The 20688-nt window shown below is 68.1% G+C and carries 24 protein-coding genes; 13 read left to right on the plus strand and 11 right to left on the minus strand.

All coding sequences use genetic code 11. The annotated features are described in order from the left end of the window. The first annotated feature begins 70 nt into the window (after positions 1-70). Complete coding sequence (locus EV650_RS28205) at positions 71-1435, plus strand: hypothetical protein (protein WP_238174590.1); 1365 nt, start codon at positions 71-73, stop codon at positions 1433-1435. Here EV650_RS28205 and EV650_RS28210 read toward each other — a convergent pair. From EV650_RS28210 to arfB, 4 genes are read right to left on the minus strand one after another with little or no spacing between them, the layout of a single operon-like run. Beyond that, positions 1398-2003, minus strand: a complete 606-nt coding sequence (locus EV650_RS28210; RefSeq protein WP_134121991.1) for a hypothetical protein — start codon at positions 2001-2003, stop codon at positions 1398-1400. The two genes, EV650_RS28205 and EV650_RS28210, sit on opposite strands and share 38 nt — an antisense overlap. Next, the gene (locus EV650_RS28215; protein ID WP_134121992.1) at positions 2000-2566 is read right to left on the minus strand and encodes a hypothetical protein; all 567 of its coding nucleotides are present in this window, start codon (positions 2564-2566) and stop codon (positions 2000-2002) included. Before EV650_RS28215 ends, EV650_RS28210 begins: the two co-directional genes overlap by 4 nt. After that, positions 2563-3198, minus strand: coding sequence for a hypothetical protein (locus EV650_RS28220; protein ID WP_134121993.1), 636 nt, complete (start codon positions 3196-3198; stop codon positions 2563-2565). Before EV650_RS28220 ends, EV650_RS28215 begins: the two co-directional genes overlap by 4 nt. 31 nt (positions 3199-3229) lie before the next feature. Further along, the gene (arfB, locus tag EV650_RS28225) at positions 3230-3664 is read right to left on the minus strand and encodes an alternative ribosome rescue aminoacyl-tRNA hydrolase ArfB (RefSeq protein WP_202874955.1); all 435 of its coding nucleotides are present in this window, start codon (positions 3662-3664) and stop codon (positions 3230-3232) included. A 64-nt stretch (positions 3665-3728) separates the two neighbouring features. On the opposite strand from arfB, the gene EV650_RS28230 reads away from it, so the two are divergent. The 6 genes from EV650_RS28230 (at position 3729) to EV650_RS28255 (ending at position 8551) form a co-directional block, all read left to right on the plus strand. Beyond that, on the plus strand, positions 3729-4160 hold the full coding sequence (locus EV650_RS28230) for a TlpA family protein disulfide reductase (RefSeq protein ID WP_134121995.1): 432 nt from the start codon (positions 3729-3731) through the stop codon (positions 4158-4160). Positions 4161-4244: 84 nt separating this feature from the next. Further along, positions 4245-5132, plus strand: a complete 888-nt coding sequence (locus tag EV650_RS28235) for an RDD family protein (RefSeq protein ID WP_166678303.1) — start codon at positions 4245-4247, stop codon at positions 5130-5132. Positions 5133-5402: 270 nt separating this feature from the next. Beyond that, entirely contained in the window at positions 5403-5858 is a 456-nt protein-coding gene (locus tag EV650_RS28240; protein WP_134121997.1) for a DUF4395 domain-containing protein, read from the plus strand. A gap of 15 nt (positions 5859-5873) precedes the next feature. After that, complete coding sequence (locus EV650_RS28245) at positions 5874-6722, plus strand: sulfurtransferase (RefSeq protein ID WP_134121998.1); 849 nt, start codon at positions 5874-5876, stop codon at positions 6720-6722. A 3-nt stretch (positions 6723-6725) separates the two neighbouring features. Then, entirely contained in the window at positions 6726-7022 is a 297-nt protein-coding gene (locus EV650_RS28250) for a DUF1416 domain-containing protein (RefSeq protein ID WP_134121999.1), read from the plus strand. A 302-nt stretch (positions 7023-7324) separates the two neighbouring features. Next, complete coding sequence (locus EV650_RS28255) at positions 7325-8551, plus strand: choice-of-anchor P family protein (protein ID WP_134122000.1); 1227 nt, start codon at positions 7325-7327, stop codon at positions 8549-8551. 106 nt (positions 8552-8657) lie between these two features. Here EV650_RS28255 and dtd read toward each other — a convergent pair whose 3' ends face one another. Further along, entirely contained in the window at positions 8658-9083 is a 426-nt protein-coding gene (gene dtd, locus EV650_RS28260) for a D-aminoacyl-tRNA deacylase (protein ID WP_134122001.1), read from the minus strand. Positions 9084-9177: 94 nt separating this feature from the next. Between dtd and EV650_RS28265 the strand changes: the two genes are divergently transcribed. Continuing rightward, positions 9178-10008, plus strand: a complete 831-nt coding sequence (locus tag EV650_RS28265) for a beta-keto acid cleavage family enzyme (RefSeq protein ID WP_134122002.1) — start codon at positions 9178-9180, stop codon at positions 10006-10008. Here EV650_RS28265 and EV650_RS28270 read toward each other — a convergent pair. Beyond that, positions 9945-10400 (minus strand): hypothetical protein, encoded by a 456-nt coding sequence (locus tag EV650_RS28270; RefSeq protein ID WP_134122003.1) that lies wholly within the window; start codon positions 10398-10400, stop codon positions 9945-9947. The two genes, EV650_RS28265 and EV650_RS28270, sit on opposite strands and share 64 nt — an antisense overlap. Further along, positions 10397-11557, minus strand: a complete 1161-nt coding sequence (locus tag EV650_RS28275) for a molybdopterin-dependent oxidoreductase (protein WP_134122004.1) — start codon at positions 11555-11557, stop codon at positions 10397-10399. Before EV650_RS28275 ends, EV650_RS28270 begins: the two co-directional genes overlap by 4 nt. A 164-nt stretch (positions 11558-11721) precedes the next feature. Between EV650_RS28275 and EV650_RS28280 the strand changes: the two genes are divergently transcribed. After that, positions 11722-12279 (plus strand): hypothetical protein, encoded by a 558-nt coding sequence (locus EV650_RS28280; protein ID WP_238174498.1) that lies wholly within the window; start codon positions 11722-11724, stop codon positions 12277-12279. After that, complete coding sequence (locus tag EV650_RS28285) at positions 12279-14144, plus strand: hypothetical protein (protein WP_134122005.1); 1866 nt, start codon at positions 12279-12281, stop codon at positions 14142-14144. Before EV650_RS28280 ends, EV650_RS28285 begins: the two co-directional genes overlap by 1 nt. A 74-nt stretch (positions 14145-14218) precedes the next feature. On the opposite strand, the gene EV650_RS28290 is transcribed toward EV650_RS28285, so the two are convergent. Then, positions 14219-14581, minus strand: a complete 363-nt coding sequence (locus EV650_RS28290) for a DsrE family protein (protein WP_134122006.1) — start codon at positions 14579-14581, stop codon at positions 14219-14221. A gap of 165 nt (positions 14582-14746) precedes the next feature. On the opposite strand from EV650_RS28290, the gene EV650_RS28295 reads away from it, so the two are divergent. Continuing rightward, positions 14747-15241: a heme-binding beta-barrel domain-containing protein gene (locus EV650_RS28295; RefSeq protein WP_134122007.1), complete on the plus strand. Its 495-nt coding sequence runs from the start codon at positions 14747-14749 to the stop codon at positions 15239-15241. A gap of 3 nt (positions 15242-15244) precedes the next feature. Here the strand turns inward: EV650_RS28295 and EV650_RS28300 are convergent, their stop codons facing one another. After that, positions 15245-15922, minus strand: a complete 678-nt coding sequence (locus EV650_RS28300; RefSeq protein ID WP_134122008.1) for a response regulator — start codon at positions 15920-15922, stop codon at positions 15245-15247. Next, the gene (locus EV650_RS28305) at positions 15915-17171 is read right to left on the minus strand and encodes a sensor histidine kinase (protein ID WP_134122009.1); all 1257 of its coding nucleotides are present in this window, start codon (positions 17169-17171) and stop codon (positions 15915-15917) included. The genes EV650_RS28300 and EV650_RS28305 overlap by 8 nt, the downstream gene beginning before the upstream one ends. A gap of 130 nt (positions 17172-17301) precedes the next feature. On the opposite strand from EV650_RS28305, the gene EV650_RS28310 reads away from it, so the two are divergent. After that, entirely contained in the window at positions 17302-18693 is a 1392-nt protein-coding gene (locus EV650_RS28310; RefSeq protein WP_134122010.1) for a cation:dicarboxylate symporter family transporter, read from the plus strand. Between the two features lie 60 nt (positions 18694-18753). Here EV650_RS28310 and EV650_RS28315 read toward each other — a convergent pair whose 3' ends face one another. Next, positions 18754-19575 (minus strand): LLM class flavin-dependent oxidoreductase, encoded by an 822-nt coding sequence (locus EV650_RS28315; protein ID WP_134122011.1) that lies wholly within the window; start codon positions 19573-19575, stop codon positions 18754-18756. A gap of 107 nt (positions 19576-19682) precedes the next feature. Between EV650_RS28315 and ygfZ the strand changes: the two genes are divergently transcribed. Beyond that, positions 19683-20675: a CAF17-like 4Fe-4S cluster assembly/insertion protein YgfZ gene (gene ygfZ, locus EV650_RS28320; protein ID WP_134122012.1), complete on the plus strand. Its 993-nt coding sequence runs from the start codon at positions 19683-19685 to the stop codon at positions 20673-20675. The last annotated feature ends 13 nt before the right edge of the window (positions 20676-20688 follow it).

The raw sequence follows: 20688 nt of genomic DNA on the forward strand, positions 1-20688 counted from the left end.
CAGCGGCTGACGGCCACGGCTACCGGACCTCTGGAGAGAGCTTCCGGAGAGGTAGATTCGGCGCGTGGCGATGGAGTCGGGGACGCTACTCACTACAGTGGGGCGGGCGGGGGTCCTCTTCGGCAAGGCCTGGCCGCGCCTGTTCGCCGTGTTCCTGGTGGCCCAGTTGGCACACCGAGGTCTGCAGTGGGTGGCAGTTGAAGCCGGCGCCAAGGCGCAGGCGGCCGGCATCGCAGTACTAGCCCTGCTGGTCGTGGTTTCACTCGCCATGTACGTCACGATGTTCCTGGTCCTGCGCGGCGAGTTGCCGTTCCACCGGCGAGCAGTTGCCGAGGGCGCGCTTGCCCCGGACGGCATGGAGCCAGGTAACGAGCACAAGCCTCTCGACGCGATCGCGGCTGCGCTGCTCCCGTTCCTGGCGTTCTACGCGGCGTACAAGTTCCTTCAGAACGAGGCGCTCGACTACGAGTACAAACTCGCCGTCCACAAGGTCAATGAGACCGCGGCGACCGTTCTGACCGGCGGTACGGTGCAGCAGCCGTCGGAAGGACTGCAGTCGCTGTCCACCTGGCTGTTCATCGGCCTCGGCGTCACGGCGTACCTGCTCCGCTTCGTGTTCAAGAAGTGGAAGAAGGACAAGGAAGGGCCGGTCCGCAAGCTGTTCGTCACGTACCTCGAGGCGCTGTGGATCTTCGTGGTCGCGTACCAGGCGACCTCGGTCATCCCGCCACCCATGACCTGGTTGAAGGAACGGGTGGTCTGGCAGTGGCTGCACGACGGGTACACCTGGGTACTCGACCACGTGCTCGGCGTCGACCAGGTCCGCGAGGTGTGGGATGCGGTCACCGGCTTCGTCGCCGCCGGTGTCGGTGACCTCTGGAGTGCCGCAGTACTCCCGCTGATGTGGATCACCATGACGGCGGTCATCTACGGCCGGGTCGTGCAGAAGCCCGAGAAGCCACGCTGGCGGTTCGACCGGATCACCAACCGCTGGCAGCAGACGCCGCGCATCGTCCGCGTCGCCGGGAACTCGGTGGTCGCCGACTGGAAGGACCGGTGGACTCCGGTCGTCGACGCGTTCCGGCTGGTCGTCCGATCCGGTCTGCGGCCAATGTTGGGGTACTTCCTGGCCTGGGCGGTCGTCACGTTCGCCGCCAGCGCGGTGTGGATCGTGCTCAAGCTATGGGTGCTCGGACCGCACACCCTGCAGTTCTGGCTGGTCATCGACGAGCCACTGAACCTGCTCACCGACGGCCTGAAGATCGCACTGCAGGTCAGCCTGCTCGCTGCCGCCTACGACCGGATGATCGGCGGCCTGGCCGGCTACCTGACCACGCGGACCCGTGCGGTCCACGAGCAGTCGGCAGGCGACCACGGTGTCACCGACCTGAGCGCGGCTACCTCGGGAATGCCAGGTACTGAGGAAGCTTCGTAGCCCACGTGATCGTCGGCTGCACACTGCCGGCGACAGACGACGGTACGACGAACACCGCGACCGTCTCGAACGGCTTCCCGGCCACCGGCTTCAGGTAGTACTGCGCCGACGCACCACGCCAGCTCTCCGACTTGTCGTCGTACCCGCCGGTGCAGCCGGTCGGACGATCCTGGTAGTCGTCCGCGACCACCGTCTCGTTCCAGATCCGGCCGTCCGGTGCGCGCAGGTGAATCTGGCAGCCACCGAGTCCTTCGAGCGCGGACAGGTTGTTCACCTGCAGCCGGAGGTACACCCGGATCCGCGTGGTCCCGTCCGGCAGCGCGTCGCCCAGACCGCTCTGGGTCGGCTGCGGGTTCTCTTCGACGCTGGCGCCGTACCAGGTCGCGTTGTTGTACGACGTCCCTCCGTCCGACACCACCACAGGATCGCGAGGCTCGCCGTCGTACCACGACTTGTAGTCGCTGCGAGTGGTCCACCAACCGGCCAGGGGGATCGCCACCACCAGAGTCGCGAGCGCCGCCGTGTTCTTCCGGAACCAGCCGCGGCGGGCCCGGCGTGCGCCCGTCATGTGTCGCTCGCCGCGGTGAGAGTCACGACGTCCTCGACCTTGGGAGTGTCGGAGCCGAGCGGGATGGTGACCTGGGGCTCCAGGTCGTTCAGGATCGACTTCTCCATCACCTGGACGGTTGCCCCAGGCACCTTGTCGGCGGGCATCTCGACCACGAACGAGCCGCGGACTCCGATGTCCGGCGCGAACTCGGTGCCGGTCAGATCGACCTCGTCGAGACCGTTGCGGTTGGCACCTAGGTACGTGACGCCGTCGGCGGACTTGATCCGGACGTTCAGGATGTGGATCGGCTCGCGGGTAGCCATCACGGTCGCGTCGACCACCACGAAGTCGGTCAGCGTGTCCCGATCGGGCGTCGAATGCGGGATGCGGAGTTTCTTGCCGACCCGGACCTGGTTGACGGTCAGGTCGAACCGCGGCGTCTTCACCGCCCGGCCGATGATTCCGCCGACCGGCGTCGGGTCCTGGATGTCCTTCTGCGTCGGCGTCACGCGGTAGAGGCCGACGATCGCGACCAGGACCGCGAGGGTGAGCCCGATATTCAGGAGCTTGCGGGCGTTCACTTGCGGTTGTCCTTGACCGCGACCGTGCTGTCCGCGACGACCGCGTCTGGCAGCCACTTCTCGTGGTGGTCGAGGATCGACTCGTCCTCGTGCTCGTAGCCCTGCACGGTCAGGTCGACCTGGGTCGGGAGCTTGGCGCCCTTCGGCAGCTTCCAGACGTACGCGACGTCCTCGCCTGCGTCCGGGGTGAGGACCGGGTTCATCGTCTCGTCGCGGAGGTTGGTGGTGCCGAGCGGTACGTCGGTGTCCTTCACTCCGGGTACGCCGATCAGCCGGATCAGGTCGGACGGCGGCGTCGTACCGGTGTCGTCGGTGACCTTCAGCTTGGTCACGACCGCGATCAGGACCCCGCCGTCGTCTGGCGTGAAGAGCGGCTTCAGGTCATTCACGATGACGACGCGCTGGATGGTGACCGCGAACTGGCCTGCGTCGATCGCGGTGCCGGCGTCCACCTGCGGGGTCTCGCTGCCGGCCTTCTTCAGGCCGCCGAAGGCCGCGGAGATCGCCAGCAGGACGACGATGACGCTGATTCCCCAGGTCCGGACCGAGCGGCCGCGCACCTTCAGATCCTGGAACTCCGGGAGCTCCTCCGGCTCCTCTTGTTCCGACCCCCCGCTCCCCGTTTCCTGCACGGCGGCAAGCCTAACTAGCCAAGGGGCCGACTCAGTCGTCCGGGCGACCGCGCAGGCGCTTCGTCTGGCCTCGGCGCTTCTTGTCGTCCAAACGGCGGCGAACCGACGCTTTGCTCGGTTTGGTCGGCCGTCGCTTCCGGGGCGGCGGTGCGATCGCCTCACGCAGCAGCACAGCCAGCCGTTCCCGCGCCGCCTCCCGGTTACGCCACTGCGACTTGTACTCCGACGCGGCGATCGTCACCACGCCGTCAACCAGCCGCGACTGCAGCCGGTCGAGCGCCCGGGTCTTCAGTACGTCGCTCAACGCCGACGTACCCGCCACGTCGAAGCTCAGCTCGACCCGGCTGTCCGTCGTGTTCACCGACTGCCCACCCGGCCCACCCGACCGCGAGAACCGCCAAGCCAGCTCCCCCTCCGGAATCACCACCCCGGCCCGCACCATCAACCCAGTCTCCACGGACCCCATTGTCCAGTCCGAGGCGTGAAACGCACGGTTGAATACTGAACTGGGAGTCGTACCGTGGATAGTTGTGAGATTGGGTTTGTGGGTGCTGGCCGGGGCTGTGGTCGCCGGTGTGGTGCTCAGTGTGCTCAAGGCTTGGGTTGACGGGCGGTTTCGCGGGAAGAGCGAGGACGACGTGGAGCGGGTGACTGCGGCGGAGCTGGGTGGGGAGCTGGGCGAGCGGGCGACCCTGTTGCAGTTCTCGTCGGCGTTCTGTGCGCCGTGCCGGGCTACCCGGCGGACGCTGGCCGAGGTCGAGGGCATGGTCGACGGGGTGCGGCACGTCGAGCTGGACGCGGAGTCGCATCTGGAGCTGGTACGGCGCCTGGACATCCTGCGTACTCCGACCACGCTGGTGCTGGACAGCACCGGAGCGGTCGTGAAGCGCGCCAGTGGAGCGCCCCGGAAGCCGGACGTGATCGCCGCACTCTCGGCCGCGATTGACCGCCAAGCCAGCTGACCGGCCGTCCGGTGGGCAGCTGATGAGCGTCCGGTTGTTGCCGTCGAATGGCGGATGCACCTGGGCGTAGGCAAGACTCTCCCAGTGAGCTCTCCAGCCGGTTGGTACGACGACCCCGAGGACCCGACCCAGCAGCGGTACTGGGACGGCAGCGTGTGGACGGATCAGCGCCGCGCTCAGCAGGGCCCACCGCCGTACGAGGGCCAGTTCGGGCAGCCCGGTCGCACACCGCAGTACGGCGGCCCCGCGCAGCACGGCCAGGTCTACGGAGGCGGCCAGCCCGGCCCCACGCCGTACGGCCAGCCGAACCAGCCGACGCAGCAGCAGTACGGTCAACCAGGCCAGCCACCGCAGCAGCAGTACGGCCAGCAGCAAGGCCAATACCCGCAGTACCCGCAGCAGGCCGGCTACGGCTACCCGGGTCAGCGCGTCCACGCCACCCCCGACGGTCAGCCGCTCTCAGGCTGGTGGCGCCGCGTGTTCGCCCGGATTATCGACTCGATCATCGCCGGCATCATCGGGCTGCCGCTGACGGGCTACTTCTACTACCAGTACTCCAAGGTGCTCTGGCAGTACGTCAAAGACACCATGGACCAGGCCTCGGCCGGCACCCCGACGACCACGGCCACGCTGCCGCCCGAGGTGTACAAGTGGCTGATCCCGGCGGCCCTGATCGGCTACCTGGTCTCGTTCGTCTACGAGTACCTGTTCCTGACCAAGAAGGGCGCGACCCCGGGCAAGATGGCGCTCAACATCGCGGTCCGGCTCCGCGACGTGCCTGGTATCCCGCCGGGCGCCGCGGTGGCCAAGCGGTACGGCGTGATCGTCCTGCTCAGCGTGGTCGGCGTGATCCCGCTGATCGGCACCCTGGCCGGCTTCGTGGCCCTGCTCAACTACCTCTGGCCGCTCTGGGACGACAAGAAGCAGGCCCTGCACGACAAGGTGGCCGGCACCAACGTGGTCCGGACCTAATCCACAATGTGATCAGTTGTCTCAAATGACGGGACCACGGCGGGCTGGCCTGCCGGGGTTCCGTAGTCTCGACTCGTGGTTTACCGGACATGGCTGACGAAGCGCCGGGCAGTGGACAACTGCCGGGTGCGCTCGTCGCTGTGTCGACGCCGCTGACCAGGCGGCGTCCCGAGCGCTGCGAGACCGGTCGCTGAGCACGGTCTCGCGTACGTCGTCTTCCGCATACCCGGGCGGGTCCGGCTCGACATTCCTCCTCCTCCGGGAGTCGTCATGTCCGATGCACAGACGGCGAAGAACCAACCTCAGGTCGACCCTCGTGGACTGCGGTTCGCAGCTGGGGTGACCACAGTCCTGCTGGCGCTGACGTTGATCTTCGGCAGTCCGTGGATCCTCGCGGTCCAGACGCTGGTGTTCGCGGTCGCGGTCGCGTTCGGTGTCCAGGCGTCGCCGTACGGGCAGGTGTTCAAGCGGCTGATCCGGCCCCGGCTGGGTCGGCCGAAGGAGCTGGAGGACGCGGCCCCGCCGCGGTTCGCGCAGCTGGTCGGCCTCGCCTTCGCGGTCGTCGGCCTGGTCGGGTACCTGACCGGGGCCACCGTGCTGGGTGTGGTCGCCGTCGGATTCGCCCTGGTCGCCGCGTTCGTGAACGCGGCCGTCGGGCTCTGCCTCGGTTGCGAGGCCTATCTGCTGATCCACCGCATTCGTACGCCATCCACCGCTACCAACTGAGAAGAGGCAGCACACATGAGCAGGGAATCCGCGCTCGTCTCGGCCGACTGGGTCGAGGAGCACAAGAACGACGCCGGGGTCGTCCTGATCGAGGTCGACGAAGACGTCTCGGCGTACGACGCCGGCCACATCGCCGGTGCGATCAAGCTGGACTGGAAGGACGACCTGCAGGACGCGGTCCGTCGGGACTTCGTCAACCAGGAGCAGTTCAGCGCGCTGCTGTCCGACCGTGGCGTGAAGAACGACGACACGGTCGTGCTGTACGGCGGCAACAACAACTGGTTCGCCGCCTACGCGTACTGGTACTTCAAGCTCTACGGCCACGGTGACGTCCGCCTGCTCGACGGCGGCCGCAAGCGTTGGGAGCTGGACAGCCGCGAGCTGACCGACGAGGTCGTGAAGCGCGAAGCCACGGAGTACGCCGCGAAGGAGCCGGACCTGAACATCCGCGCCTTCCGCGACGAGGTCGGCGACGCCATCGGCGTGAAGAACCTGGTCGACGTGCGCAGCCCCGACGAGTACGCCGGCCGGCTGCTCGCCCCGGCCCACCTCCCGCAGGAGCAGGCGCAGCGGGCCGGGCACATCCCGACCGCGGCGAACATCCCGTGGAGCAAGGCGGCCAACGACGACGGCACCTTCCGCGCCGACGACGAGCTGAAGACCCTGTACGCCGACGCCGGCGTGGACTTCGGCAAGGACACCATCGCGTACTGCCGGATCGGCGAGCGCTCGGCGCACACCTGGTTCGTGCTGCACGAGATCCTCGGCCAGCAGAACGTCAAGAACTACGACGGTTCCTGGACCGAGTGGGGTTCGCTGGTCGGCGTACCCGTTGCCCTCGGCGACGAGCCCGGAAAGGCCTGACACATGTGCGGAGCAACGAAGGGCGGCCTCGACCTCAAGGGTGTCGACGTCGACAAGGAAGCCGTGATCCAGGGCCAGGTGCTGCGCGGCGACGAGCCGGTCGGCGGCGCGTACGTGCGGCTGCTGGACTCGACTGGTGAGTTCACGGCCGAGGTGCCGACGTCGGCGACCGGGCACTTCCGGTTCTTCGCCGCGCCCGGCAGCTGGACGCTGCGGACGCTGGCCCCGAAGGCCGACCCGGTCGACCGTCAGGTGGTCGCGCAGTACGGCGCGGTTGCGGAAGTAGCCGTCACCGTCTGAGCAGTCGTTCGTTACTGAAGGTGCCACCACCACCCTTGGTGGCCCACCCTGAAGAGAGCACCGAGGGGCCCGGACCTTGCGCGTCCGGGCCCTTTGGCATGTCCGAGATCGCTTACATGGCAGGGATTCCTGGTCATCCCGTCGGAGTTACGGCCCACGGCGGGAAATCTCGTGGACCGAGCAGGGATGTAACAGTTCGGTCTCGGACCGGGGTCAGCTCGTCACCTACCGCAATCGGCTGAGTTGTGTCTGTGTCCTGACCCGCACTTCGGGTCACGTCATCACTCAGGGAGGAGGGGTCAATGCGACCCCGCATCGGATACAAGAAGCTCGCTGCCGTCGGAGTCGCGGCGGTTGTCGGCGTGGCTTCTACGATCGCGCTGACCTCGGGTTCGGCGTCCGCCTCGCCGGTTTTCGGATACAGCGGTTACTCGTACGGGACCGACGTCGAATCCGGTCTGGCGAACAGCGGCCCGCAGGTCATCAGCAAGTTCGGTTGCACCACGGACGCCACCAAGGCTGACAAGAACGACATCGCCACGGCGAATGTGAACAACCAGGCGATCGCACGCTCGGTGAAGACCGACACGCACGCGTTCGACAACAAGAGCGGGACGGGCGTCACCAGCACCGCAACGGCAGCCGACATCCGCGTCGGCAACCTGGTCACGCTGACCGGCGTGAAGACCACGACGACGGCGAAGTACTCGAAGGGCCAGCTGTCGTACACCGGGGACACGACGTTCGCGGGCGTGAAGATCGGCGCGATTTCGGTGCCGTCGCTGCTCAAGCCGAAGTGGAACACCAAGATCGCGGTTCCGGGTCTCGGCTACATCGTGCTGAACCGGGTCGGCGGCGTGAAGACCGCTTCCGGCATCTACTCGTACGCGCAGGCCGTCGTGATTCACGCCAACGTGAAGAACGCCTACGTCCCGCAGGGCGTCGACGTCGCGGTGCTGAAGACCCGCGCGGAGATCTCCAAGCCGGCGACCGCACTGGTCATCGGCGACGCGTACGGCACCAAGGCCACGGCCGACAAGCTGGTCGTCTCCGACGCGACGTCCCTTCAGACCACCTGCCAGGGCACTGAGGGCAAGACGGTCCGGGTCGCGGTCGGCGAGCTGAACATCCCGAAGGTCGCCTACGTCGGCGGTGTCTACACCACCAAGAACGGCGCCATCGGGGCGAACAAGTCCTACATCAACTTCACCTCGCACGTCGCGGGCGTGAAGGTGGGCAGCCTGTCCATCGGCGCGATCGAGTCCTCCGCGTCGGCGTGGAAGACCAAGGACAACAAGGCCGGCGTGAGCTCGTCGTCGACCATTGCCTCGATCAAGGTCGGCGGCAAGTCCTACGCGGTCCCGACCGGCGAGAACAAGACGCTGAACATCCCGGGCATCGCGCGGCTGACCTTCAACCAGGTCATGCGGCAGAAGCGGTACATCTCGGTGAACGCCCTGGTGATCGACGTCTACAGCCTGAACACCAAGGTTGTCGTCGGTCACTCGGCCGCCGGCGTCGTCAGCTGATCTCAGCAGACACTCTCTGAGTCGAACCTCACCGACCCAGAACAACCCGGCCCCCGGATCCGCATGGATCCGGGGGCCGGTTCGTCTTTTCAGGCGCCTTCGTTGTTCAGGCGTCCAGGATCAGCGTGACCGGGCCGTCGTTGACCAGGGCAACCTTCATGTCGGCGCCGAAGCGGCCGCGTTCGACCTTGGCGCCGAGCGATTCCAGTGCGGTGCAGAACGAGTCGTAGAGCGGCTCGGATACCGGGCCGGGGGCCGCGGCGCTCCAGGACGGGCGGCGGCCTTTGCGCGTGTCGGCGTACAGCGTGAACTGACTGATGGCGAGGATCGGGGCCTGCTCGTCGGCCGCGGAGCGCTCGCCGTGCAGGATGCGGAGGGTCCAGATCTTCGCGGCCAGTGCGGCCGCCTTCTCGGGGGTGTCGTCGTGCGTGACACCGAGCAGGACGAGGAGACCGGGTACGTCGATCGCTCCGACCACCTCGCCCTCGACGGTGACCGATGCCTGACTGACACGCTGTACGACGGCTCTCATGGAGGACATCTTCTCGCGCGGGAGATCGTCCGGTGATCGGCGTCGTACACCGGCAAATATCCGTCTTCGATTACGATCTGGCAGGATTCGTCCTATGGCGTCGACTCTGATCACTGTTGCTCCCACCGGTGCCGAGACCGCGAAGGCGGACTGGCCGGCGTTGCCGACCACGCTCGACGAGCTGGTCGAGACCGCGAAGCGGTGTGAGTCCGCGGGCGCGGCGATGATCCACATCCACATCCGCGACGGCGAGCACCAGCCAACGCTCGATCTCGGTCGGCTGACCGACACGGTCACCGCGGTCCGGGAGAACACCGGTCTGATCGTCCAGCTCTCCACGGGCGGTGCGGTCACCGATCCGTACGACCACAGGCTCCGGGTGCTCGACGCCGTACCCGACTCCTGCTCGTTGACGATGGGGACGGTCAACTTCGGCGACGACGTGTTCATGAACCCGTGGCCGTTCGTCACGCAGCTCTACCAGCTGACGCAGGAGCGCGAGGTCGTGCCGGAGTTCGAGCTGTTCGACCTCGGTCATGTCGCGGCGCTGCACCGGCTCCTCGACAAGTACGGCCTGCCGTACGGCGGTCGCGTGCACTGCGACCTGGTCATGGGTGTCCCCGGCGGCATGCCCGGTACGGCGGACGCCCTGGTCGCCGCGGTCAACGCCCTTCCCGACGCCGTCACGTCCTGGTCCGCCACCGGCATTGGTCGTACGGCGCTACCGGTCGCGCTGGCCGCGTTGTCCAAGGGTGGCAACCTCCGGGTCGGCATGGAGGACACGCTCACGCTGGCGAAGGGTCAGCCGGTTACCCACAACGCCGAGCTCGTCGAACGCGCCGCGACCCTGGCGACGCTGGCTCAGCGCCCGCCGATGTCGCCGGACGAGGCTCGCGACCTCTTGAACGTGAAGCGCGACCGCTGAACGACGTACACCACGACCCCGGCCGCGATGATCGTTGCCTCCAGCAATAACCAGTCGCGGAGGTAGTCGCGGGGGAGCACCGTCGGGTTCACACCCTTGCCTTGTCGCAGCAGTAGCGGGATGGCGATCAGGGTTGTGATGCCGACGTACAACAAGGTCGTCCGAACGGCTCCGACGGTCCGATGGTGGTCGGGCCCGATCGACCAGCGGGTGACCAGCCAACCGATGCCTACGGTCAGCGGTACGAGGAAGGCGTCGTCGGCGAAGACCGCTCCGCCGAGCCAGATCGGCAACCGGATCAACGCCGGCACCTGGACCGCGTCGACGAGCAGCCACAACCCCCACAGCCCGAGGCCGACGCCAACCGCACCGAGAGCAAGCCGGGCTTTCATGTGATGACCTCCAGACGGTGGACCCATTTGGTTTGGAGTACGCCGGGACGGTTCGGGGCGATGATCCGCGCGGGGAAGCCGTGGTCGAGGGCCAGTTCGGTGCCGTTCAGTCGGAGAGCCAGCAGCGTGAGCGGGTCGTGGGCGAACTCCGGCGGAAGCTCACTCGTGGCGTAGAACCCGCCCTTCTCCATCGAGACGACGCGGACGCGGGAGTCGGCTCGAGCGCCGCAGAGCTGGAGCAGATCGCGGATCCGGATGCCTTCCCAGCGGGCGCCTTGGCTCCACCCCTCGACACAGGCGATCGGCAGGTCGGAGCGGTTCTGCGGCAGGGTCCGCAGGTCGTCGAGGGTGTAGGAGAGTTGCTGCGGACCCTTGACCGTGAAGCGCCAGTCCGCGTCGATCGCGGTGACGCCGGCGGCTTCCGCCGTACGGTTCACCGGCAGGCCTTGCGGGCCGACGTTCGGCTTGCGGGGCGCGAGTACGGCGATCGGGCCGAGCGCGGGGGCGGACTGTCCGACCGACGTGATGCCGACCAGCGTGGCGGCGCCGGCGACGGTCCGGAACAGGCCACGGCGGGTGAGGCCGGTGATTGCTGGGGGCAAAGACTCCGCTGGGGCCGTGCGGTCGGCCGAGGTGCGGCGCCAGTTCGCGCGGATCAGCGGCAGCTTGACGGCGAGGTGGACGAACAGAGCGCCGACGATGATCCACGCGAGCGCGTAGTGCGTCTCCTTGAACGGGAACGGCCACGGGTACCACTGCAGCGTGTTGAGGAATCCGATGAACAACTCGAGCGCCATCGCGGCGACCAGAACGAGGATCGATCCGCGTTCGAGGACGTTCTCGAGGGCCTTCCGGCTCGGCGGCCAGGGCAGCTTCGCGAACAGCTTGGGGTAGACCGTCCATAACTTTGCCACCAGCAACGGGACGGCGATCGTCCCGCTCAGCACGTGCAGCCCCTGCGTGACGCGGTACAGCTCGGCCGGACGGCTCGGGATGTGCAGCCAGCCGGGAGTGTGCTGCTGGAAATGGCTGTACAGCCCGGTCAGGAAGCAGATCACGACCGCGGTCGCCAGCCAGCGGCCGATCACCGTCGCCACCCGCGGATGGTGCAGCGGCGAGCGGAACGACTTCTCGGTCGGGGGCGCCGGGAGCTTCATAGATCCACTACAACGCAGCCCGAGACGTCTGTACGGCGTTCAGCGGTTACTGCTCGCGAACGGCGCTGGCGCGCAACCAGTTATCCACAGGTCTGCGTTCAGCGGCCGTGGGTGGCACCGGTCGGGGCATACTCTTGGCGAACTGATGAGAGGAGTGTGACGGAGTGAAGACGCAGGAGCGGTCGTTCGAGGATGACGAGCGCGCGATGGCGGATCTTGGCGAGGTCGTGGACTGGCGACCGATCTGGGGACCGCCGGCCACCGGCATGGATGCGATCCGCGCCTTGGTCAATCGCGTCATCACCGTCACCGGCTGGCGTCCCTGGGCGCCGGGCAACATCGACCCCGATCGGTACACCTGGGGCCTGGTCACCCAGCGCGAGACGGTGATGCTCGTGCTGCCGGACGCAGTACTGCCGGAGAGTCCGCGCAGCGGCTGGTCGGCGTACGAGATCGGTCCGGATGAGCTGCCGCTGGCCGAGGAAGGTCTCGACGCGCACTGGCCGGACCAGCTCGACCTCGCCCGCCGGTACTGGGGACCGCCGGTCTTCGTCGGGTCGGGGGACGATCTCCGGGTCCCGCCGGAGTGGCGCGGTCGCCGCCGCCACCTGGCGGTCTGGCTGCGACCGGGAGCCGAGATCCACCTGTATGCGTCTCAGCCCGATGCCGGCGAAACAGCCGCCGGCTTCGGATACTCCGTCTACGCCAGCGAGGTGGCTTGATGGCTGAAGGCCAGGAAGACCTGCTCCAGGAGCTCATCCAGGCGTACCACCAGACAATGCAGTTCCTGCGATCGACCCTGAGGGTGGGCCAGTCCCTTTATGCGAAATATTCCCGCGCGCAGGTAAAGCGAGCTCTCATCGAACGCGGGAACGACGAGCTGAAGCGGAACGGGAACCTCCAGCAGGCGACGCAGGGCATGAGCGCGGACGAGCGCAGCCAGCTCCTCGAGCGCCACGCCGATACGGTCCTGCAGCAGAACGACGCCCTCGAAGCGCAGGCCCGTGACCTGCGGGACCGGAATCAGGAGCTCTTGCAGCAGAACGCAGCCGGCGAGGAACGTCTCGCCGAGCAGCAACGACTCCTCGATGCTGAGAGCAACGCCGACCGCAACCGGGACGGCTTGAACGACGGCGACGTCAACGACGTTGCGCAGCGAGACGCCGTCGACGACCGTGTGGAGGACAACGCCGTCGACGACGCTGCGCAGCAACAACAGGCGCTGGATGACGCGAATGCCGATCGTGACCGGGCGGAGGCCGAGGCCGCGGCGGCCGAGCAGAAGCAGAAGGAGCAGGACGAGGCCAATCGGCGCAACCAGGAGCGCGGGGACGGTATCGACCCGGCTGCCGCCGCGGAGACGGCTGCCGGCGCGGAGCTCGCGGCCGAAGGACTCGAGGAGCTCCACGACGACGACCGAGCCGAAGACCGGCAGCAGCAGGGGCTCGACGAGAACGGCGAGCCGCTGGACCCCGCGAACGAGGCCGACAACGAGTTGGAGACCGGCACCGACGACGCCGAGCGGAGCCAGGCAGACCCGGCCGCGGCCGCGCAGGAAGGTCTCGACGCCGACGACCGTCTACAGCAGGACGACCTGGGACAGGCCGACCCCTCCCAGGACCAGCCAGGCCTGGCCAACCAGCAGGACCTAGCCGACCAGCAGGACTTGGGTGATCAGCAGGACCTGGGTGACCGGCAGGATTTGGGTGATCAGCAGGAGCCTGGGCTCGAGACGGACGACGAGCTCGGCGAGCCGGCGGTCGACGCCGAAGATCCTTCGCTGGACTCGGACGTGAATAGGGACAACGGGCAGCAGACTGATGTCGGCGCGGAGGCGGATGGCGTCGACCCGTCTGTGGCCGCGGACGGTCGGGCGACTGACGACCTGCAGCAGGACCAGTCGGATCTCGGGCAGGACGCCCAGCAGCCCAACCCGCAGGACGTCGACTCCCAGCAGCCCGCCCCGCAGGTAGACGGACAGCAGGTAGACGGACAGCAGCCAGACGGGCAGCAGGTGAGCCCCCAGCAGGCGAGCACCCAGCAGGTTGAGGCGCCGCAGGCGGAGGGTCCGCAGGCCGAGGGGCCGCAGGTTGAGGCGCCGCAGGCTGAGGCGCCGCAGGCTGGTGCGCAGGAGGTGCAGGGGCAGGCGCCTGAGCAGGGTGCCAATCAAGGCCCACAGGTGAAGGGGCCGGACACGGAGCAGGTCGCCAACGCCTCACAGAGTGCGGTCGACCAGACCGCGGACCTCGGGCAGGACGGCCAAGGCCAGAGTCAGGGCGGTCAGGGCGGTCAGGCACAGAGCGCCCCGCCGACGCCGGCCGAGGAGCCGCTGCTCGACGACAAGCGGGCCGAACGCGCGAACGGCCAGGGGCAGAACGGACCCGCCCAGGAGCTCCCGGCCAACGAGAAGGCCAACCTGGATCGGACCCGTACCGGCCACGAATCAGCTGCCCTTGCGACCCGCCGCGACGGTGGCAATGTGGCGACCACCGAACGCCCGGGCACGCCGGCCGCGCAGCGCGACGCGGATCGCACCCGGGGCGGCCGGGGCCAAGGTGACAATGGCGGCCGCGGCCGCGGCGAGTGACGCCGGCGGCGGACGCTGAGCAGTGACGGACCGGCGCGGTCTACGGGCTCCTGGAGTCTTTAGACCGCGCCGCGTTAGTAGACGATTGCTTGGGTGTTGTCGGTGAGGATTTCTTCGGTGAAGGCTGGGGCGCCGGCGATGCGGGTGCCGGGGCGGAGGTCGGACTCGGTGAGGTCGCGGCGTTTGGCGCATTGGGTGCAGACGGTGAGCTGACCACCTTCCAGTACCGCGGTCAGCAACTCAGCCAGAGGTGCGGCGTACGGCAGGTCGAAGGCCTCCGCACGTCCAGGCACGGCGAACCAGACGGCCTCTCCGGTCAGCCAGAGTGACACCGTGGCGCCGGCCGCCACTGCCGAGGCGGCGACGGTGAAGGCCTGGTTGGCGCGCTCGGGTTCGTCGGCGCCTGCGGTCAGTTTGATCACCAGCGTGCGGGACATCACGCCACGGTAGCCGAAGGCCGCCGTACCATCCTCTAGACTGACGAACGTGCTGCACGTCGTCTTCACCTCGCTGTTGATCCTGGTCTGTGTGTTCATGGGCTGGTTCTCGGCATTCGTCGTCTACCGGCTGTATCGCGGCCGCAATGCGAGCTGATTGATCCCATGGCGTTCGAGATTCCGCAGGACCTGCACCCCGACCTGATGCCGATCGCGTGGCTGCTCGGTCGGTGGGAGGGCCGCGGCCACGGCGACTACCCGACCATCGAGAAGTTCGAGTTCGGTCAGCAGATCGACTTCAGCCACAACGGCAAGCCGTTCCTGCACTACGTCAGCCAGACGTACGTCGTTGGCGAGGACGGCACCAGGGAGCGCCCGCTCGCCGTCGAGACCGGCTTCTGGCGCCCGCAGCCCGACAACAAGATCGAGGTCATCCTCGCGCACCCGACCGGCTTCGCCGAGATCTGGTACGGCGACATCGACGGCGCCAAGATCGAGCTCCAGACCGACGTCGTGGCCCGCACCGTCACGGCCAAAGAGGTCACCGCCGGCCACCGCCTCTACGGCCTGGTCAACGGCGAACTCCTCTGGGCCTACGACATGGCTGCCGAGGGCCAAGCCCTCCAGCCCCACCTCTGGGCCACCCTCGTCCGCTCCTGAGTTCTAACTCTCAGCCACCCACGAGTACTCGACTTTCGGCCGCCCGCTGCGGCCGTCGTAGCGTTGGGTCCGCAGCGCCTGCCCTTGGTCAGCAAGGTGTTCCAGGTAACGTCGAGCGGTGATGCGGGACGTCCCCAACGACGTCGCCACCTCTTCGGCGGTCCAGCCTTCGCGGTCAGCCAGCAGTTGGACCACTCGATCCAGGACCGATCCGGCCAGCCCTTTCGGGACCGACGAGACGGTTGCCGGGTGCAACAAACGATCGACCTCGTCCTGGTCCGCGACCACCTGACCGGCCTCGACTGCGCGACGCTGCCGTGAGTACGCCGTCAACCGGTCCCGCAACGTCTCGAACGCGAACGGCTTCAGCACGTACTGCACCACCCCGATCCGCGCCGCCGCCTGCACCGCGGCAACCTCCCGAGCAGACGTCACCGCGACGACGTCGGTTTGGTTGCCGAGAGCACGCATCCGCCGTACGACGTCCAGCCCGTGGCCGTCCGGCAGGTGCATGTCGAGCAGCACCACATCCACGTCACCCCGGGCGAGCACCTGCAGCGCACGTCCCGCAGTACCGGCGACTCCGATACAGGTGAACCCGGCCAGCCGTTCGACGTACGTGCGATGGGCTTCCGCGGCGACGGGATCGTCCTCGACGACGAGGACGCGTAGGTCAGGCACTCGCGCCCACCGCCCGCGGCAACCGCACCCGCACGGTCAGCGCCGGTACTTCGTCCAGCTCGGAGTCCGGGTCGACCATCAACGTCCCCTGCCACCGCTCGACCGTGCTCCGAACCAGCACCAGCCCCAACCCGTGCCCTGGTTCGGCCTTCGTCGTCCAGCCGCGCTCGAACATGTGCGCCAACTCCACCGACCCCAACTCGGCCCCGGTATTCGTCACGATCAGATCCACCGCGTCCCGGGTGGTCGCGGCCCGGAACTCCACCTTCCGCGGCGCCGGCCCACCCCGAGCGGCCTCGACCGCGTTGTCCAGCAGGTTCCCAACGACCGTGACCACGTCCTGGGCTGGCAGCCGGGTATTGAGCGCTTCCTGCCCGAGATCGAGCGAGAGCACGACCCCGCGCTCCTGCGCCTGGGCCAACTTCGCCAGCAGCAACGACGCCAGTACTGGATCGCCGACCGTACCCACGACCCGATCCGTCATCGCCTGCGCGAACTGCAGCTCCGACACCGCGAACTCCCGTGCCCGCTCCGGCCGCCCGATCTCGATCAGGCTGACCACCGTGTGCAGCCGATTCGAGGCCTCATGATTCTGTGCCTGCAGCGATTCCGCCAGACTCCGTACGGCGTCGAGCTCACCGAGCAACCGCTGCAGCTGGGTGTGATCCCGCAGCGTGACGATCCGCCCGCGGCCCGACGGCTGCTGGTTCACGACGACAACTCCTTGCGCGCCGAGGTGGAGTTCGTCGTACGCCGTCCGCCCGGTCCCGAGCAGCTCGGCCAGCGGGGCGCCGAGATGCAGCTCCTCCAACGGCGTACCCGGAGCAACGAAGCGCAACCCGAGCAGCTGCAGCGCCTCGTCGTTCGCGAGCTGGACCCGCCCGTCCAGGTCGAGCAGGATCAGCCCTTCGCGGGCGGCATGCAACACGCCCTCGTAGAAGTCGAGCATCCGCGCCAGTGACTGCGTGCCCATGCCGCGGGTGGCCCGGCGTACCCGCCAGGTGACGAGCGCGTTGCCGGCGATCGCGACCCCGAGCATCAGACTCGCGATGCCGAGCATCGAGCGCAGATCGAGCCGGGCCAGCTCCCACCAGCTCGGCGCCGGCAGCCCGCCGGCCGCGGCATCGCGCACCGCCTGCGCGCGGGATCGGCTGACGATCGTGATCCAGACCATCGCGACCAGGACGGTGACCGTGACGGTCTGCAGCCAGAGAACCTGGCGGCGCAGCTCCCACGGTCGGTGTCGCATGCGGACAGTTTGCCTCTAATCCGTACTGCGAACGATATGAACGAAACGTGCACTTCTCCTGTGCGTCACGTCACAGTTACTCACCAAGTCCCCAACACCCCTCCGCCAGGCCGATACCGGGAGTCCCACCATGTCGAGCCAGATCGAACCCCGACCGACTCCGGTCCGCAACGACCGGACCCATTTCCTCTACATCGCCGTCATCGTCGCCGTTCTGCTCGGCATCGGTGTCGGGTTCCTGTTCCCGGACTTCGCGGTCGAGCTGAAACCGCTGGGCACCGGGTTCGTGAACCTGATCAAGATGATGATCAGCCCGATCATCTTCTGCACCCTGGTGCTCGGCATCGGCTCGGTCCGCAAGGCCGCCAGCGTCGGCAAGGTGGGAGGTCTCGCGCTCGTCTACTTCCTGGTGATGTCGACGGTCGCGCTCGCCATCGGCCTGGTCGTCGGCAACCTGGTCAAGCCCGGTTCCGGCCTGAACCTCACCGACGCGCTGCGCAAGACCGGCCAGCAGCAGGCCGCCGGCGCACACGAGGGCACCACCGACTTCCTGCTCGGCATCATCCCGAAGACAATCGTGTCCTCGCTGACCGAGGGCCAGGTGCTGCAGGCCGTCTTCGTCGCCCTGCTGGTCGGCTTCGGCCTGCAGACGATGGGCAGCAAGGGTACGCCGATCCTGAACGGCATCGGCCACCTCCAACGGCTGCTGTTCAAGGTGCTCTCGATGATCATGTGGGCCGCCCCGGTCGGCGCGTTCGGCGCGATCGCGACCGTCGTCGGCGCGGCCGGCGGCCAGGCGCTGCGCAGCCTCGCGATGATCATGGTCGCCTTCTACATCACCTGTCTGCTCTTCGTGATCGTTGTCCTCGGCACCATTCTGCGAGTGGTCACCGGGGTCTCGATCTTCCAGCTGCTGAGGTACCTCGGCCGGGAGTTCCTGCTGATCGTGTCGACCTCGTCGTCGGAGACCGCGCTGCCGCGGTTGATCGGCAAGATGGAGCACGTCGGCGTCAGCAAGGAGGTCGTCGGCATCACGGTTCCGACCGGCTACTCCTTCAACCTGGACGGCACCGCGATCTACCTGACGATGGCGTCGCTGTTCATCGCCGAGGCGATGGACCAGCCGTTCTCGCTCGGGCAGCAGATTTCCCTGCTGGTGTTCATGATCGTCGCCTCGAAGGGCGCCGCCGGTGTGACCGGCGCGGGCCTCGCGACGCTGGCCGGCGGTCTGCAGTCGCACCGGCCGGAGCTGCTCGACGGCGTCGGCCTGATCGTCGGCATCGACCGGTTCATGTCCGAGGCGCGGGCGCTGACGAACTTCGCCGGTAACGCGGTCGCGACCATCGTGGTCGGCCAGTGGGTCGGCGAGTTCGACAAGGAGCAGGCGCGCCAGGTCTTTGCCGGCGAAGACCCGTTCGACGAGGTCGCCTTCGCCGCCGGCGACACCCACGCCGGCGACGTACCCGAGACAACCTCCGCCGACCGCCCGGCAGTCACCAGCGAACGGTCAGCCGACCACTAGTCCACTTCCCACCCCTCCACACGCTGCCCGCCGGGCCACAGACCGGCGGGCAGCGCTGTGCTACTTCCCGTCCAGCAGTTCGATGACGGGTGCGAAGTCCTCCAGATAGCCTGAGTTCACGGAGATGTAGCTGGCGCCGATCTCGTCGCGGCGGCGGAGCAGTTCGTCGGCCATCTCCTGCGGCGTACCGCGCAGCAGCATCAGCGAGTCCATCGCCTCGAGTTCGTCGGGGTCGACGCCGGAGGCACGCTTGGTCCAGGGCGGCAGCGGCCGGGTTCCGGCGGCGAGCAGGTTCATCGCGAGCTCGATGTCGTCGGCCCGGTCGCCGGCCAACTCACGCAACTCGCGCGCGACGGCCGCGACCTCCTCACGAGGAGTGGTCGCATCCTTGGCCAGCGAGACGATGTCGGCTCGTTCGGCCGCGAGCGCGAGCGCCTTCGGTCCGCCGGCGGCCAGCATGATCGGCGTACGGCGCTCGCCGTCGAGCTCGCGCAGCAGGTCCAGGGTCTGGATGACCTGCTCCCGCCGCTCGCGAGCCGTTCCCCATCGCAGACCGACCTCGGCCGTCTGCTGCTCGGCGACCGGACGCCCGGTCCCGATGCCGAACTCGAACCGCCCGTCGGTGAGCACGGTCAGCGTGTGCGCCTCCCAAGCGGCCTGTCGCGGCGTCCGCAGTGGCGCGGCCGCGACGAAGGTGCCGACCCGGATGTCGGCGACCGCGGCAGCCATCGCAAGCGATGAGAACGGCGCGGGGAGCTGTAGTCCGTCCGGCATCAGCACGGTCGCGAACCCGAGGTCCGCCGCCTGCCGGACCGTCTTCACCCACTCGGCACCGGTCGTTGGACTGCCCGCCACACCGAACCGGAATCGCCTGTCAGTCATCGCCTGCTCCCTCCGTCGTTGGTAAGTACAGCCTGGCTGCGAGCGGGTCTGTCCACATCCCACAACGGGAGGCGTTCGCCGTACGCCGACCGACGTACTCTGGTGACATGTCACGAAACCGCAGCCCCCTGCTGGACCGGCCCGGTGCGGTCGAGGCCGACGGACTCGACGCCGGAGTCGCGGCCCACTACGGCTCGGATCTGCGCGAACAGCGGGCCCTGGTCGCCGGTCAGGCCTTCGTCGACCTGTCCCATCGCGACGTGGTCACGATCACCGGCCCGGACCGCCTGACCTGGCTGCACGCCCTCACCACGCAGTACTTCGAGGGCCTCAAGCCGGGCACGTCGACCACTGCGCTGCTGCTGTCGCCGACCGGTCACATCGAGCACGTGATGTACGGCGTCGACGACGGTGAGACGTTCTGGCTGCACACGGAGCCCGGCGCGGCCGAGGCGTTGGTCGACTGGCTGCAGAAGATGGTGTTCATGACCCGCGTCGAGATCACGGACGTGACCGACGACTACGCGATCATCTGGCGTCCCGGGCCGGCCGAAGGTCCGCATCTAGCCCGCAGCGGCGCCGACTCGCTCGGCGGACACGAGGTCTTCCTGCCGCGGGCCGAGCTGGCCGACCTCGAAGGCACCCCGGCCGGCGTGTGGGCGTACGAGGCGCTCCGGATCGAGGCCGGCGCACCGCGGCTCGGCCTCGACACCGACGAGCGCGCGATCCCGAACGAACTCGGCTGGCTCGGCGTCGGCGTACACCTGGACAAGGGCTGCTACCGCGGCCAGGAAACAGTCGCCCGCGTCCACAACCTCGGCCGTCCACCCCGTCGCCTGGTCCGGCTGCTCCTGGACGGATCGGTCGACCACCTGCCGACCCACGGGTACGCCGTACTTTCCGGCGAGAAGCAGGTCGGTTCGATCGGCTCGGCCGCCCGTCACTACGAACTCGGCCCGATCGCGCTGGCCGTGGTGAAGCGCAACGTCGACCCGGGCACCGTGCTGGAGATCGTCGCCGAGGACCAACCCACCGTCACGGCCACCCAGGAGCTCCTGGTCGACCCTGAGATCGGCCTGCACGTCCGCTCCCGGCTGTGAGCCGAATCATTGG

Source organism: Kribbella kalugense, assembly GCF_004365875.1.
In the GTDB taxonomy this organism is placed as follows: Bacteria; Actinomycetota; Actinomycetes; order Propionibacteriales; family Kribbellaceae; genus Kribbella; species Kribbella kalugense.